This is a genomic window from Enterococcus sp. 4E1_DIV0656, from assembly GCF_002140695.1.
GTDB lineage: Bacteria > Bacillota > Bacilli > Lactobacillales > Enterococcaceae > Enterococcus_D > Enterococcus_D entomosocium.
On the sequence record NZ_NGLF01000001.1, the window covers coordinates 568475 to 584997 of the forward strand.

At 45.3% G+C, this 16523-nt stretch carries 14 protein-coding genes; all 14 read right to left on the reverse strand.

Going from position 1 to position 16523, the window contains the following annotated elements; genetic code table 11:
* Positions 1–6: 6 nt before the first annotated feature.
* On the reverse strand, positions 7–1320 hold the full coding sequence (locus A5882_RS02655; RefSeq protein WP_086372389.1) for a PASTA domain-containing protein: 1314 nt from the start codon (positions 1318–1320) through the stop codon (positions 7–9).
* Positions 1313–1987 carry an ABC transporter ATP-binding protein gene (locus A5882_RS02660; RefSeq protein ID WP_034878273.1) on the reverse strand — a complete coding sequence of 225 codons (675 nt, stop codon included), beginning with the start codon at positions 1985–1987 and terminating at the stop codon, positions 1313–1315. The genes A5882_RS02655 and A5882_RS02660 overlap by 8 nt, the downstream gene beginning before the upstream one ends.
* A 12-nt stretch (positions 1988–1999) precedes the next feature.
* Positions 2000–3454 (reverse strand): ABC transporter permease, encoded by a 1455-nt coding sequence (locus tag A5882_RS02665; protein ID WP_005233505.1) that lies wholly within the window; start codon positions 3452–3454, stop codon positions 2000–2002.
* Positions 3455–3727: 273 nt separating this feature from the next.
* Positions 3728–5113, reverse strand: coding sequence for an APC family permease (locus A5882_RS02670; RefSeq protein ID WP_005233503.1), 1386 nt, complete (start codon positions 5111–5113; stop codon positions 3728–3730).
* 23 nt (positions 5114–5136) lie between these two features.
* Positions 5137–6003: a GRP family sugar transporter gene (locus A5882_RS02675; protein WP_008379298.1), complete on the reverse strand. Its 867-nt coding sequence runs from the start codon at positions 6001–6003 to the stop codon at positions 5137–5139.
* A gap of 115 nt (positions 6004–6118) precedes the next feature.
* Positions 6119–7156 (reverse strand): two-component system sensor histidine kinase SapS, encoded by a 1038-nt coding sequence (locus tag A5882_RS02680; RefSeq protein ID WP_016621950.1) that lies wholly within the window; start codon positions 7154–7156, stop codon positions 6119–6121.
* Positions 7153–7827: a two-component system response regulator SapR gene (locus A5882_RS02685; RefSeq protein ID WP_005227794.1), complete on the reverse strand. Its 675-nt coding sequence runs from the start codon at positions 7825–7827 to the stop codon at positions 7153–7155. Before A5882_RS02685 ends, A5882_RS02680 begins: the two co-directional genes overlap by 4 nt.
* A 159-nt stretch (positions 7828–7986) precedes the next feature.
* Positions 7987–8190 carry a hypothetical protein gene (locus A5882_RS02690; protein ID WP_005227790.1) on the reverse strand — a complete coding sequence of 68 codons (204 nt, stop codon included), beginning with the start codon at positions 8188–8190 and terminating at the stop codon, positions 7987–7989.
* A 19-nt stretch (positions 8191–8209) separates the two neighbouring features.
* A complete protein-coding gene (locus tag A5882_RS02695; RefSeq protein WP_005233485.1) occupies positions 8210–9715 on the reverse strand; it encodes a phosphoglucomutase in 1506 nt (501 codons plus the stop codon).
* A gap of 103 nt (positions 9716–9818) precedes the next feature.
* Entirely contained in the window at positions 9819–10313 is a 495-nt protein-coding gene (locus A5882_RS02700; protein WP_005233483.1) for a methylated-DNA--[protein]-cysteine S-methyltransferase, read from the reverse strand.
* Positions 10314–10514: 201 nt separating this feature from the next.
* Positions 10515–12386, reverse strand: coding sequence for an ABC transporter ATP-binding protein (locus tag A5882_RS02705; RefSeq protein ID WP_034878270.1), 1872 nt, complete (start codon positions 12384–12386; stop codon positions 10515–10517).
* Entirely contained in the window at positions 12376–14115 is a 1740-nt protein-coding gene (locus A5882_RS02710; protein WP_034878268.1) for an ABC transporter ATP-binding protein, read from the reverse strand. The genes A5882_RS02705 and A5882_RS02710 overlap by 11 nt, the downstream gene beginning before the upstream one ends.
* A 186-nt stretch (positions 14116–14301) precedes the next feature.
* The gene (locus A5882_RS02715) at positions 14302–15849 is read right to left on the reverse strand and encodes a PASTA domain-containing protein (protein WP_005233477.1); all 1548 of its coding nucleotides are present in this window, start codon (positions 15847–15849) and stop codon (positions 14302–14304) included.
* Positions 15842–16516 carry an ABC transporter ATP-binding protein gene (locus tag A5882_RS02720; RefSeq protein WP_005227776.1) on the reverse strand — a complete coding sequence of 225 codons (675 nt, stop codon included), beginning with the start codon at positions 16514–16516 and terminating at the stop codon, positions 15842–15844. The genes A5882_RS02715 and A5882_RS02720 overlap by 8 nt, the downstream gene beginning before the upstream one ends.
* Between the last annotated feature and the right edge of the window lie 7 nt (positions 16517–16523).

The following is a 16523-nucleotide window of genomic DNA, read 5'->3' on the forward strand; positions in this document are numbered from 1 at the left end:
GCTCGACTATTCTGGATCAGTAGCCGCTGGGGCTGTCTGATTGCCTAAGCTGATATCGAAGGTAATCGTATCTTCTAACGGTAAAAACTGATTGAACTTGCTCATCCCCACGATTGTCCCGTAGGGTTCTGCTGAGTTGACGTAACGGACTTGATAGCTGATGTTCGCCCCTTTTGAACGGAATTCATCAAAGAAGAGTTTTTGCAGATCCCCTTCAAGGATCTCGCTTCGACGGTAATCTTTGATATAAGGTTGACCTGCCGAATAGACGACTTCAATGCCTTGGTCATCTTTGCTGGTTAAGACGGTCCCGGCGGTCTCACTTTGCGAGATCAATTGTCCATAGGGCAGACTCTGAGTAAACTGCATCCGCATCCGCACAGTGACACCCTCAACAGCGGCCTGGGCATCATCTGGTAAAATCGTTGAAAAGTCTGGTACGGTGACCCCTTTCCCTAGGGAAATCGTTACTTGAAACGCATCCCGTTTCGCGATTTTTTCTTTTGGTGCCACGCTTTGTTCAATGACTTTGCCTTCTTCCACAGTATCCGAAGCCTGTTCTTTGACTTCAAGCTCCAGCTCATGGGCTTTCCCCCATGTTTCTACCTCTGTACGGGTTTTATCACTAAAGTCTGGTACTTCAATATCTTTTTCAAAGGTTTCTTCGCCTTTGGAATAAAAGACTCGTCCGACATCTCGACGATGATAGTTCTCTTGTGAGACTTCTTTATTGGTAAATTCTACTCGAATCGGTGCTTTTTCCTCGATCTCATCGTGGTATTCATCGACGATCGTCAAATTGCTTGCTTGATTTTTTTCGATCCACTCTGCTGCCTCGTCCCTCGTCATTTCCATAAAGTCTGGCAATGCCAATTTCTCTTCTGGATCAGGTCCTTGGCTCACGGTTAGATGCAGAGTGCTTCTTTTTCTGACTCGACTTCTGGCAGCTTCTGCTTGGGCGATCACTTGATTGGCTGGGGCTTCATCATAGGCTGGTGTGACATCAACCGCAAGATCATGTTCCGCTGCCCATTCTCTGACCTCTGAGATCTCTTTGTCCACAAAGTTATCCAACCGGACATACGCCAATTGGAAAAATAAAAAGCCGCTGAGTATAAAGAGTCCAAGCAAGGCAGCTAACCCTAGCAGTCGTTTTTTTCGCCGCTTCTTTTTGAAGGAGGGATCATGTTCGATCCCCTCTTCTAAAGAAGCTGAACCTTTTTCTTTTCGGGAAGCACGGGAAGAAGGTACTTCGGCTGCTGCTGATTCCTTGTCTGGCTGTTTCGGTTCTTCTTCAAACTTCGATAAAAAATCACTCATAGGCCGTCAACGCACCTTTTTTTAAGTAAAAAGTCTGATCTGACTGCTTGGCGATCTCGGTCGAATGGGTCACTACGATGATGCACTTGTTGTGGATCGCCGCTAGTTCTTTAAAAATATCCACGATTTCTTGTTCCATGCCTTCATCCAAATTCCCGGTAGGTTCATCGGCTAAAATGATATCAACGTTGGTCGCTAAAGCACGAGCGATGGCGACCCGCTGCTGTTCCCCACCGGAAAGCTGATTGACGAAACGATCGGCTTTCGTGGAATTGATGCCGATATAGTCCAGCAAACGATACGCAATTTGATCGTGCTGATCCGGGAGTTTGTTGTCTGAAATCGCCATCGAAACAAGGACGTTTTCTAAAGCCGTCAAATAAGGGATCAAGTTGTAACTTTGAAAAATCAGACTGATTTTGTTGCGGCGATATTCTTCATAACCGATCATTTTGATATTTTTTTCTTCAAAAAATACTTCCCCATCGGTTGGCTGATCCAATGCACTGATCAAGGAAAGAAAAGTGGTCTTTCCTGAGCCTGATTTTCCTAAGATCGTGTAAAATTTGCCTTTTTCAAAGGAGATATTGGTTTTATCTAAAATTTTCCGGCGATTCTCGCCATCTTGGTAGTAATACGTCATGTCTTTTGTTTCTAAAATTGCCATGTTCATCGCTCCTTACAGCATGATTTTTTTCGGATTCAACCGTAAAATGTACAACAGCGGCACCACTGCCGAAAGCAAGATCGTCACGATCCCAGTCGCTAAAAAGGCGATCACATAAGATAAGGTATATTGAACGCGAAACGCCTCGTTGATCGTCGCTTGGTCGATTTTCGGTGCCCCCACAAAGAATTGTTCCATCCCTGCCTGGTTTGCCTCTAGCATACTGCTGGCTAACAAAGATTCAGAAACCATCTTGCCCAGCATATTCCCTGTAACCAAGGAGATCAGCATTGCACTGACACCAATCAACAGGAGTTCGATCACAATCTGTGCAAACACGTATTTCCGGCGTTCACCTAACGAAAGGTAGATGCCTAACTCATATTTACGATCACGGGTAAACAACACAATGATCAAGGAGATAATAATCAAGGAAGCAATCACCGCAATCACTACGACATACGAGGAAATTTGTGATAAGCGATTCATACTGGTTCCCACACGGTCATACTCATCCGTAGAAGCATTGACCTTATAGCCATTTGGCAAGAGTGGTGTCACCTCTTGTTTGAATTGTTCTGCATCTTCTGGTTGATTCAAAATAAATTGCGGGGTAAAGAAATCCTCGTCAGATCCGGGGTCTGTCGCTGGAAACGCCGCTTGTCGCCCCGCACGTTCCTCTTCAACAATCGTTTTCACAGCATCATTTGGCATATAGATCCGATTGAAGGGACGATCATCAAAAGCAAACGAGCTGACTCCCCCCTCTTGTCCTTGTTCATTCGCTTTTTCTAAGCTGGTATTTTTAAAGATCCCGACGATTTCGATAGGATAATCATTGCCTTTTTGTTTCTCTGGATCTCCACCAGATGAATAATCGATAAACTGTCCATCTAATACCATGGTGTCACCAACGGTCAAGCCGTTTTCCTGAGCCACCTCTTCAGAAATCAACCCTACACGTTTTCCGGTACGCTGTTCCTCTTCTGTAAAGAAGCGTCCCTGTGTTAAATTCACCGTATCTTCTTCAAAATCCAACGGTTGTAAGAGATTGGTTCCTGTTAAATAGACCCAAGAATCCATACCTCCAGAAACCATGATATTCTCGTTTTCAACTTCTGGTCTAAAACTATAGGGTTTGAATTTATCAACAGCAATCATTGCTTCTCGCAAATAGTCATACTGTTTGACTTCCGAGCGCTCGCCAATTTGTTTGATCAGCTCCTCCGGCAGCGGCTGAATCTCCTCCATACTTGCGCCGCCCTCACTATTTGCCATCAAGGCTTCATAGTCGATATCGATCGTTGCGAGGGAACCTAATTGGTTTTTGATCTGCTTTTCGACATTTTGAGTCGACTGATTGACCGCAATTGCGCCAGCGATCACATTTCCTAAAATTAGAATAACAGCAAACAATATTGCAGATTTTCCTCGCTTTCTCGTCACACTCAGCCATGCCCGTTTCATATAATTCAATTGCCAACATCCTCTCTTTTTTTCTCTAACAAAAGCATACTGGATGAACCTTTAGCGAATCTGTCATTTGGAAAATTTCTCAAAAAAAGCAGATTCATAGAGGACTTTTGATCAAGAAAGACTGTCATTGCAATGATCAGCACCAGAAATGACCACTATTTGAATAACAAAAAAAGCCTCCTAAAACGCTGCTTATAGGAAGCTCGGCTATATTTACATAAAAAAAGACAAAAACCGCATCCGGGTCTTTGCCTTTTCACAATCCTATTCGTCAATTTTCTCATTTAATTCGCTGTTACGATAGCCATATACAAAATAGATCGCGATTCCGATCACTAAGGAGATCCCAAAAACGATCCAGGTCGCCGTTTGTAGACGGGTCATCAAGAAGAGACAGCTGGCAACGGACAACAAAGGCAATAACGGTACCAGTGGTACTTTGAATTCGCCTTTAGCAGGTGGGCCCATCATCTTCCGCAGCTTGATGATTCCTAAGGACATTAAGATCATATACGACAATGCCGCAATGTTGGTCAATTCTGCCAAGATATTCAATGGGAAAGCTGCCGCAAAGAAGAAAGCAAAAACACCCGCGATGTAGGTCGCTTTCTTTGGTGTTTGATGCTTTGGATCAATGGCTTGCATCGCTTTTGGCAATAACCCATCTTTACTGATGGCATATAACAGACGCGCCAAGGAGTACATCATAGCGATCGTCACTGTTAATAAGGTCAAGATCGCACCCACAGAAATGATTGATCCGACAACCCCATGACCGACATAACGCATCGCAAAAGCTACCGGATCATTGACTCCTAATTCAGCAAACGGAACGATTCCCGTCATGATCAGTGTGACAATGATATAAAGGACAGTTGCGATCGCAATGGAACCAATGATTCCTCGAGGGACATTTTTCTTGGCATCTTCGACTTCTTCCGCCGCCATTGCGACGGCATCAAAGCCAAGAAAAGCAAAGAAAACTAACGCTGCACCATTAAAAACGCCTGAAAAACCAAAGGGCATAAAGGGCTGCCAGTTGTCTGGTTCCACGAAAAAGGCACCAAAGACGATAAACAAGAGGATCACGCCGAATTTGACCCATACCATGGCATTGTTCAAACGTAACGCTTTTTTCGCTTCTTGGCTGACCCACAAGGTTACAAAAATAATGACTAAACCAGCGATCAAATCAATGTAGGTCCCCTTGCTTGGGTCATAACCGCCCGTCAACGCAGTTGGTAAATGGATATCCGCACTGGCCAAAAAGCCTTGCACATAGCCTGACCAGCCAGATGCCACCGAAGAAACGGCCAATAAGAACTCGCAAATCAAAAACCAGCCTGCCAGCCACGCGGTAAATTCACCAAAAACGACATACAGATACGAATAGGCGCCCCCTAAAACGGGGATCCGAGAAGCAAATTCCGCAAAAGAAAGCCCTGATAACACAACAACGATACCAGCTACAACAAAGGAAAGAATCAATGCCGGTCCGGCATACTCAGCAGAAGCAGTCCCTGTAACAACAAAGATACCTGTGCCGATAATGGCGCCGATCCCCAACATAATCAAATCTTTTAACTTCAACTCTTTTTTTAAATTCGTCACACTTTCCCGTTGTATGACTTTTTTTCGAAATAAATCCATAACTCCTCCTCAAAAATATACGTTTATGTTGCTTTCATATACCCCAGCAAAACACCGCCGATAATCACCAGCAGACAACCAATCACCACATACCGCAGTTCTTTTTTGGTTTTCTTTTCGCCGAGAATAAAAATCCCGCCTAGCGTTGAAATGATGATTCCCATCTGCGACAATGAGAAGCCCACCGCTAGTCCGACTTGCTGAACCGTGATCAGCATGCAGACATTGCCGATGCCCCATAACAATCCTGACAAGGTATTTTTCCCTACAAAACGGTCGACCTTCGTCTTTCTTAAAGCAAATAGGCTGGCACCGATCAGCATCCCGACACTTTGTGGCAAAATGATCGCCAATGGGTCCAATCCTGCCCAAGTAATCAAAATCGTATAGGCGCCGTACCCAATAGTGGATGAGATCAATGCCCGAAATCCTTTAGGAAAATCAAGCATCTTGCTGCCGGCTTCTACCGGACTTTCACCATCTTGGCGAGCGGTCAGATAAGCCCCGATCACCAATAAGATCAACGCGCTAACACCTAATGCATAATCGCGGGTCTGGGTCCATTCCGCAAAAAACAATGCACCGGCGACCGTATTTAAAATCAGCTGCATGCCGGTTGAAAGCGGCAGTCCAACAGACACACCTAAATATTTCATGCCATGGAATTGACCGTTTTGACCGACGGACCAAAAGAGACCAGACAAAAGACCGATCAAAATCACCTTTCCATCAATCACTGGCATCGTCACAAAATATACGACCAGAGAAAAGAAAAAGGCACCAATCGTCATTCCTAGCGTTTGCTGGTTCGCATCCCCGCCAAGTTTGGCACTTACTAAACCAATGCTGCCCCACGCAAACATTGGTACTAATGCAACGAGTATCTCCATTTCATTCATCCTTACCATTCAATTTTAAACACAGGCTTTAGTGTATCAGTGAAAACGTTCTAGGGACAAGTGATTTTTGTCAAAAAACACAAAAAGATACTCGAAAAAAAGCAGATTAGCGTTTTTCCTCATAATAACTCAACAAGGGAAAGAACAGCGTCATGGTGGTTCCTTTTCCAACTGTCGACGAAGCCGTTAGCTCGATGCCTAATTCCTTCGCTAAACTTTTCGCTAAAAAGAGCCCTAATCCCGTCGAGTGGGTGTCCGTTTGGCGCCCATTTTCGCCCGTAAAGCCTTTATCAAAGATGCGACGCATGTCTTCTTTAGGAATGCCGATCCCACTATCTTGCAAGTGGAGATAGGTTCCTTGGGCATCTTTTTCGATCCGAATTGTCAGCTGCCCATTTTGTGGTGTGTACTTAACGGCATTGCTGACCAATTGTCGAAAGATAAAGCCGAGCCATTTTTCATCGGTCAACACTTGCTGATCCTCACCTTCAACGGCATAGTGCAGGTTCTTTTGGATAAAATAATTTGCCTGACTGCGTAAAACCGGCTGGATGACGGCTTTCAATGAAATTTCTTGGACCAGATAATCTTTTGAAAAGCTGTCCAAACGGGCGACGTACAAGACTTGCTCGACGTATTCGTTCATGCGGTTCAATTCATTTTCTAGTAAGATGAATTTTTCATCTGGAATATCAAATTCGATCGAATGCAAAAGCAATCGTGATGCGGCTAAAGGTACTTTGATTTCATGGACCCACGAATCGATGTATTCCTTTTGTTCTTCTTGATTGCTGACGACTTGCTGCATCAATTCTTGGTGCTCTCGGATCAACTGATTGATGTAAGATTCGATCCGTTCTTCTTCCGCCGAGCGTGCTCCTTGCAAGTAGTTTTGCAGCAAGCTGTCTCCGGGCTTGGGGGTGATTTTTTGCCAAAAACGCCGCTTAGATAAGTAGCTGATTGCCAAAAAGAACACCATCAAGACACTTTGCATCAAAAAGAGATAGCCGACTGTACCCCAATCCATCGGGGAATGAGGAGTCAGCCAAAAAACTAAGACCGTCAACACGAAAAAGACCAGCCAGCCAATAAACAGCAGCCAACGATCTTTCAAAAAACTGCGCAAAACCCGCCACTTTGTCATGGTACGATATACCCTTGACCAACCTTGGTTTCAATGTAGCCATTCATCCCCGCTTGTTCGATTTTTCGTCGCAAACGATTGATATTGACCGTCAAGGTATTGTCATCTACAAAACGCTCGTCATCCCATAAGGCCCGCAAGAGTTTTTCACGACTTAAAATCTTGCCGTGATTTTTCATCAAAATATACAGCAGGCGGTATTCGTTTTTGCTAAGATCGATGCTTTCGCCATTGATATACATGCTGCTGTTGTCGATATTGAGGGTCAAACCGTTATGCACTAACGTCTCGCTGCTGCTTTCTACATAGTTGTAGGAACGGCGCAATAAGGCATTGATTTTTGCAATCAGAACGTCGATCTCAAAAGGTTTTGTCACAAAATCGTCCGCCCCCATATTCATGGCCATGATCATATCCATATTGGTATTGCGACTGGAAATAAAAATGATTGGTACTTTGGAAGCTTCGCGGATTTTTTGACACCAATAGTAGCCATCAAAAACCGGCAAATTAATATCCAGTAAAATCAGTTGGGGCTCTTGTTCTTCAAAGTCAGTCAACACTTGATGGAAATCCGTCGTGCCAAAGGTCTCAAACTGCCATTTTTCTAGTTCTTCGATAATCAGTTGGCGAATCACCGCTTCATCTTCTACTACCATTATTTTTGCCATATCCGTGAATTCCCTCACTTTGCGTAATTTTCTCCTCTTTACTTTATCAAATATCAAAAACGAATGCGAACATTAATCGCCGTTTTTAGCAAACCCTAAAAAACCTCTTCACTGTCCTGAGGAATCAGTGAAGAGGCAAACAAAAAACGGACGACTAGGTTACTCGATGATCTCAACAGTCTCAATTAGTAGTTTTCCGATAAACAATAAAATCCCATCGAAAAAAAGCACACTCATGTTGACACCTAATAGCATTGATAACCGTTCAACGACATCGATTTTTGGTCGTTTGTTCAAATAACGAAACAAGAAAAAATTCACACCATACGTCACTGCCATGATCAGCAGCATCAAGATCACCATTTTAGTTCCCTGCTTTTCTTCAAATTTTTGGTTGCTGTGCTAAAAACTGTGTCAGTTTGCTTTGATCGATGGCTTCATACTGCGATAGGAAGCGACCGATTGCTTGAACGACTGCCGGTAGATGACCCGCTTCATCATTTTCGATCTGCAGCACCAGCAGTGGTTCGTGCAAGCTCATTCGCAGCAAGAACCAGCCTTGGCCATAGGGCGCTGTCAAGTTGATGCGAATGCCTTCCTCATTTTCTGGATCGATCTGCCAGCCTGGCAGCAAATGATCGGCTAAATCCGCGATCACTTGGCGACCATAGTCTTGATAGTCGGCTTTTTGGATCGCAAAGCGCAATTCTTGGGTCTCGGCGGGTTGTTGCAACGCCGCGATCAGCTCATCCAGTGTCGTGCCTTGCTGTTGCAATTGTGGCAGCATCATCAAGAGCTTGGCGATCACGTACGCCCCGTCATCTAAAAAGAAATTTTCTTTAAACGCGGCATGCCCGCTGGTTTCGATGGCTAACTGTGTGTCCAGTCCTGCTTCATTCAATTCAATCGCTTTGTTGATCACATTGCGGTAGCCAGAAATATAGCGTACTTGCTGTCCTCCCAGTGCTTCGATAAAAGTTTTTAAATGATTGGAGGTTGGCGAATTGGTGACGATGCGCGTGCCTGGGTGTTCCGCTAAGATGATCTTGCTTAATACAGCAATCATATTGTTGCGGTTCAAGGGCTCACCGCTTTTGGTCACGACAGCCGAGCGGTCGACATCGGTATCGAAAATAATGCCTAGATCGGCTTGTTCTCGTAAGACGGCTTCACGAATACTTGCCATCGCCTCTTTATTGTCTGGATTAGGGATATGATTGGGAAAATGCCCATCCGGTTCTAAAAATTGCGAGCCATTCGTATCTGCCCCTAGCGGCAGCAACACTTTTTCAGCAAAAAAGCCGCCGGCACCATTGCCTGCATCAACAATGATCTTTAATCCAGCCAAAGGTTTTTCCTCATTGGTTCCCATCCCTTGGCGAATTTTTTGCAGTAGATCTTGGGCATAGGGCGTCAGCAGGTCTTTTTGCTGATAGCTTCCTTTTTCCGCTGCCTCATGAACGGTAGTGTGGGTCAAAATATAGTGGATATCCATTTTTTCGGCACCGCCTTGGCGGCTGAAAATTTTTATTCCATTAAAGTAATAAGGCAAATGACTAGCTGTCAGCATCACACCAGCATCACAGTCGAAATCCGCAAACTGTGTGCTCATAAACATGGCTGGTGTCGTTGCCAAGCCACAATCGATCACTGCCACGCCTTCTTGCTGCAGCTGTGCCATCAACACTTCTTGCAGTGCTTCGCCACTCAAGCGACTGTCACGACCGACTGCCACGCGAAAAGGTCCGCTGCCCTTTGTTTCCAACCAGTTGCGCAAGCCCGAAGCAACTTGCCGAACCGCTTGCTCCGTCAGCGTCACCTGTTCTTTTTCTGTTGCGATCGCAATCCCTCGAATATCAGAACCATTTTGCAAATCAACGATGTTCATTTCCTCCACCCCTTCTTGTAACCGGAATCAATTTTATTATACCAGAGAAAAAAGGAAATGAAATTGCTTTTTAGTATTTTTTACTATAAATAGTTTGCTTTCCTTATTCTTTAAACGGAATCCCTTCCAGTTGCAGTAGTCGGCGTTTGGTTGCTAACCCGCCCCGATACCCCGTCAAGCGGCCGTTTTTTCCTAACACCCGATGACAAGGAACCACGATCATCATTGGGTTACGCCCCACTGCGTTGGCGACAGCTCGGACAGCGGTCGGACGTTGAATGCGCAGCGCCAAGTCACTGTACGTAGTGGTTTCACCATAAGGAATTTGGGTCAGTGCTTGCCAAACGGTTTGTTGAAACGGTGTCCCTACAAAATCAAACGCAAAAGTAAACGTCACTGGTTCCCCTGCAAAATAAGCTTGCAGCTGCGTTTCAATTACTGGATCAAGGTCAGCTATACTACTGATTTCAGCCAATGGAAAGAATTTGAGTAATTCATGATGATCCTGCTGCCGACCAAAATACACTAGCCCTTTTTCCGATTGGACCACCTCATACCATTCTTCGTCTAAAACGATCTTTGCCAATGCTAGTTTCATATTTTCACCTCGTGGAATCCATTTTCCGCAGCACAACTGCTTACGTGCTGCCGCCGTTCTACGGCTGTCTCAGTGACAGTATACCATTTTTTCGAGCTGCGCAAAAAAACCGACTGGCTTACTGCCAATCGGTCGTTGCAAACAAGGGGAAAATAGGCAGATCGCCAGTCGCTGCAGCTTCAAGCCGTAGCAATGGCAGAATCAATCCAATTCGATTTTCCCAGTATATAGCTGATAATAGGTGCCTTTTTCTGCCAACAGCGTTTCATGGGTCCCCCGCTCAATGATACGGCCATGATCCATCACCATGATGGCATCGGAGTTTTGGATTGTAGACAATCGATGGGCGATCACAAACACGGTCCGTCCAGACATCAAACGATCCATCCCTGATTGGACGATCCGCTCTGTACGGGTATCGATGCTTGAGGTGGCTTCGTCTAAGATCATCACTGGCGGATCAGCGATCGCTGCGCGAGCAATTGCCAACAGCTGCCGTTGACCTTGGGAAAGCCCTTCGCCATCGCCCGTGATCACGGTGTCGTATTTTTCTGGCAAATGATTGATAAACATGTCGGCATTGGCTAGTTTCGCTGCTGCCAGCACTTCTTCATCACTAGCATCCAGTTTTCCGAAGCGAATATTCTCGCGAATCGTTCCAGTAAACAAATGGGTGTCTTGCAAAACGATTCCTAATGAGCGACGGAGGGATTCCAGATGGATTTTTTCAATATTGATACCATCATAGCGAATCTTCCCGTCTTGGATGTTGTAGAATCGATTGATCAGATTGGTGATCGTTGTCTTACCAGCACCTGTTGCACCAACAAAGGCAACTTTTTGCCCAGGCTCTGCATACAGATTGATCTCATGTAAGACCAGTTGATTATCGACATAGCCGAAATCAACATCTTCAAATCGCACGTCTCCCGTCACTTCCGTATAGGTAATGGTTCCATCCTCGTGGGGATGTTTCCACGCCCACGTGCCTGTTCGTTCTTTGGTTTCAACTAGTTGACCTTGCGACCATTTGGCATTGACCAGTGTGACGTAGCCATGATCGATTTCTGGCGTTTCATCTAATAGGTTGAAAATTCGCTCAGCACCGGCTAATGCCATGATCACAAAGTTGATTTGTTGTGATACTTGGCTGATAGGGCCATTCAATGAACGGCTCAGTTGCAAGAAAGAAGCGATCATCCCGACCGTCAGTCCAGAAACACCATTGATGGCAAACAGGCCACCAATGATGGCGATCAAGACATATTGGACATTTAGTAAGTTCATCATGATCGGCATCAAGGTATTGGCATTGACATTGGCTTTAGTGGCACTTTCTTGCAGTTGATCATTTAAGGCATCAAATTCTTCCATGACGATTTTTTCATGATTGAAGATTTTGACGACTTTTTGTCCGTGCATCATTTCTTCGATATACCCGTTGACAGCGCCTAAATCTCGTTGCTGTGCGCCAAAGAAGCGGCCGCTGCGGCGAGAAATGATGCGGATCACATTCAGCATCAAAATAACCGACAGCATCACGAACAGAGTCAATGGAACACTGATGGAGAACATGGCGATAAAGACAGAACAAAAGGTTACCGCCGCCATCATCAAGTTTGGAATACTTTGGGAGATCATTTGACGCAACGTGTCCGTATCGTTGGTAAAGTGACTCATGATGTCGCCATCTGAGCGGGCATCAAAGTAGCCGACTGGTAGAGACTGCATATGTGTAAACATTTGGTCACGGATTTTTTTCTGCGTGCCCTCACTGATCTTGACCATCATAAAGTTATAGATCAGTGCGGCCAAGATCCCAATCAGGTAGATGATCGCCATTTGGACGATCGCCCGAAACAAGCCGCCAAAATCAGGATTGGCTTGCCCTAAAAGCGGTGTGATATGATCGTCGATCACGACTTGTAAAAACAACGAACCACGAACGTTGGCAAAAGCACTTAACAAGATCATAACAACGACGAATAGGAGTTGTCCTTTGTAGTCGCCAAACATCGTTCGCAATAAACGTTTTAATGTACGCTTGGGATTTGCTGCTTGTCTATTCTTCACCTTCACCAAATCCTTTCTGCTGCGAATGGTACACTTCTTGATAGATGGCATTGTTTGCCAACAATTCTTCGTGGGTACCGATGCCATTGATTTTGCCATCATCCATTACGATGATCCGGTCGGCGTCTTCGATCGAATTGATCCGTTGGGAAATAATGATCGTCGTCGTTCCCGGAATTTCTCGTTTCAAGCCTTCGCGGATACTGCGATCGGTTTTGGTGTCGACGGCACTAGTAGAATCATCGAGAATCAAGATTTTCGGTTTCTTTAATAAGGCACGGGCAATCGTCAACCGTTGTTTTTGCCCACCGGAAACATTGTTCCCTCCTTGTGAGATCTGCGTTTCATATTTATCAGGAAACTCTTGAATGAAGGGATCGGCTTGTGCGATCGTCGCCACGCGCTGGATCTCTTCATCCGACGCCTCTTCATTGCCCCAACGTAAATTGTCGTTGATGGTGCCGCTAAAGAGTACATTGTTTTGCAAGACCATACTTACTTGGTCCCGCAATGCTTCTAAATCATAGTCGCGAACATCATGACCGCCGACGATGACACGCCCTTCAATCACATCATATAAGCGCGGGATCAGCTGGACGAGGGTGGATTTCCCGCTCCCGGTTCCACCAATGATCCCAATGACTTCACCGGATTCGATGCGTAGATTCGCATCGGTCAGCGCCAACTTGTTTTTGTCATTGGCGTAACTAAAGCCGACATTTTCAAAAATGATGGAGCCGTCTTTGATTTCTTTGACTGGCTCGGCGGGATTTTTCAAGTCACTTTCTTCATCTAATACTTCCACGACCCGTTCTGCCGACGTTCGTGCGATCAAAATCTGCACGAAAGCCATCGACATCATCATCAAGCTCATCAAAATCTGCATCGTGTAGTTGAACATGCTGACTAATTCACCCGTCGTCAGGCTACTTTGTTCCACGATCAACTGGGCACCAAACCATGACAAGAGCAACATACATGTATAGACTGCAAATTGCATCAATGGCATGTTAAAAGAGACGATTCGTTGCGCAAGCGTGAAATTCCGATAAACATCGGTGGACACTTCGCCAAACAGTTCTTCTTGTTGTTCTTCTCGGACATACGATTTCACGACGCGAACCCCTTGTAGATTCTCTTGCACCACATTATTCAAGCGGTCATAAATGCGGAATACTTTTAGAAACAGCGGGTGGGCAAAACGAATCACTAAAGCAAGGCCAATCGCTAAAATCGGTAAAACAACTAAGTAGATCGTCATAAGTTCTGGGCTGATGGTGCTAACCATTGCAAGTGAGAAAATCAGAACTAACGGACTGCGGACCAGAATACGAATAATCATTTGATACGCATTTTGGACGTTGGTCACGTCAGTGGTCAAGCGGGTGATCAAACTGGAGGAAGAAAAGCGGTCAATGTTTGAAAAGGAAAAATCTTGGATTCGGCGAAACAGATTGTGCCGCAGGTTGCGGGCAAAACCAGCCGAAGCGATCGCTGCCGTTCGTCCGCCAAGCGTTCCTAAAAGTAATGCGATCAAGGAACATAAAAAAAGCAAGCCGCCATCTCTTAGAATCACACCGGCGTCTCCTTTTTCGATCCCTTGGTCGATCATCATGGCCATGATCAGGGGCATAATGACATCTAAGGCAACCTCTCCTGCTACATACACTGGGGTCAGCAAGCTGTCCTTCTTATAGCTGCCAACATTCGCGAGTAATTTTTTTATCATTTGTTTCGTCCCTTCTATAGATGGCACTGCGGAGCCATTTTTTCTCGTTACCATCAAGTTTACTTTATCGATCCAGCGATTTCAAGCGGCTCGCTCGTGTTTTTTTTACAATTAGTAAGTAAAAACACCCTTCCAAGGAAGGGTGCTTACCTTTTGATGCTGTGTGAAAAAGTGTCGGTTGCGAGATTATTCGGCAGCAGATGAACTAGCGGTACTGACCGGTTCATCCGCCTCCCCGCCATCCTCTGCCGGCGGTGTTTGGGTACTGCCTTGCAGATTGCCGCGGCTGATACCGATGGTGATCCACGTTTCTAGGGGAATGAACTCGCCGTAGCGGCTCATTTCAACGACGGTTCCTTTTGGTTCCGCCGAATCGACATAGTAGATTTCGTAATAGACATTGGCGCCTTTTGATTTGTATTCATCAAAGAATAGTTTTGGCAAGTCGCCTTCCGTTGCTTGGAAACGGATGTCTTTCAAATACGGTCTACCTAATGAGTAGACGACTTTGACAGTTGGCAAAGTATCGCTTTCGCTGTACTCTTTGCCCGCTTCCTCCGACTGACTCAAGAAACTACCATACGCCACTTGATCGGAATAGACCGTGCTGACTTGCAGCGGGATTTTTGATTCTAGTCCTTGGGCTTCTTCGATCGTGTATTGTGAAAAATCTGGAACGGTCAAAGCTTGGCCTTTTGAGACCTTCACCACAAATTCTTCTTTTTTCGCAAGTTTGCTGCCTTTGACTGGTTCTTGTGAAACGACCAGATCCAGGGCGACACTGTCAGAAAAGACGGTTTCTTCTTTGTATTTCAAGTCATTCTTTTTCGCCCATTCAGAAGCTTCACTTTTGGCTTTGCCTGTAAAATCAGGTACTTCAATATTTTTTTCAAAGACTTCTTTGCCCTTTGAATAGTAGACACTCAAACGGTCTTTGCGTTTGTATTCGGCTAAATCAAGCTCTTTGTTGGCCGCCTCTTGTTTGATAAAAGCTTCTGCTGCTACATTGTCGTCAAATTGTTCGATCAAAGAGAGGTTTTCGGCTTTATTGCTAGCGATCCAATCTTTTGCTTCGGTCACTTGCATCGCTGAAAAATCCGGTAGCTCTAAGCGTTCTTCAGGATCAGGCCCGAGACTCGCCGTCAGTGTCAGTGTGGCACCCTTCTTGATTTTTTTCTCAGGGTCGACACTTTGGTCGATTACTTGGTTGACGTCTTTGTCAAAGTCATATTCTTGCTCCACTTTGATAGCGACGCCTTCTTCCATGCCCCACGTCCGCGCTTCTGACAGATCTTGGGCAGTGAAATCCGGCACCTTCACATGGGTCATCTGATAATAGACGATCCCGATCACGGCAACCGCCAAGGCGGTCAGTAAAGCAATCAGCAAGATTTTTTTCTGCTGACGCTTTTTGTAGGTCGGATCAAATTCCGTTTCTTCTTTACCAAAACGGCTGACTGGTTCCTTTGAGGCTACCTTCTCAGTCCCAGAACTCGCCGCTTTTGCTTCAGTCGTCTGTGTTTGTTGACGGGCTGCCGAGCGACTCATCGGCTCACTAGCTGTCGGCTCTTCTGATTGGTGAACCGTCGTTGGCTCCGCTGGTTTGCTCGCTTGCTCCGCGCCTCTTGCATTTTGATCTCCGACAGGTTCGCTAGTTTTTTTCTCGCTATTGCCAGCGGATTTCTTTTTGCCATCATAGTTGTCCGGGCTAAAATTTGATAAAAAATCACTCATGTTTACTCAACACACCTTTACGTAAATACAAGACTTCATCCGCTTGTTGAGCGATCTCGTTAGCGTGGGTCACGACGATCACACATTTGTTGTGGACGTGTGCCAGCTCCTTAAAGATATCGATGATCTCTTGTTCCATTTCTTCATCCAAATTCCCGGTTGGTTCGTCCGCTAAAATGATATCGACATTGGTGGCTAACGCCCGGGCGATCGCTACCCGCTGTTGTTCTCCACCAGATAATTGATTGACGAGCCGATCGGCTTTTTCTTTGGTGATGCCTATATAATCCAGTAAATTGTATGCCACTTCTCGCTGATTGTCTGGCAGCTGATTTTTCGTGATCGCCATCGGCACTAAGACATTTTCAACTGCACTTAAATAGGGAATCAGATTATAGCTTTGGAAAATGATACTGATGTCGTCGCGGCGATAATTTTCATGCCCAATTTTTTCGATATCGGTGCCTTCATAAAGTACTTGACCGCTTTTCGGACTATCCAACGCACTGATCAAGGATAAAAACGTCGTTTTTCCCGAACCAGATTGCCCTAAGATGGCATAGAAAGTCCCTTTTTCAAAAGAAACAGAGGTCTCTTTCAGTATATAGCGGCGCTGATCGCCGTCTTGGTAATAGTAATCGACTGCTTTGGTTTCTAATAAAGTCATCGTTGGT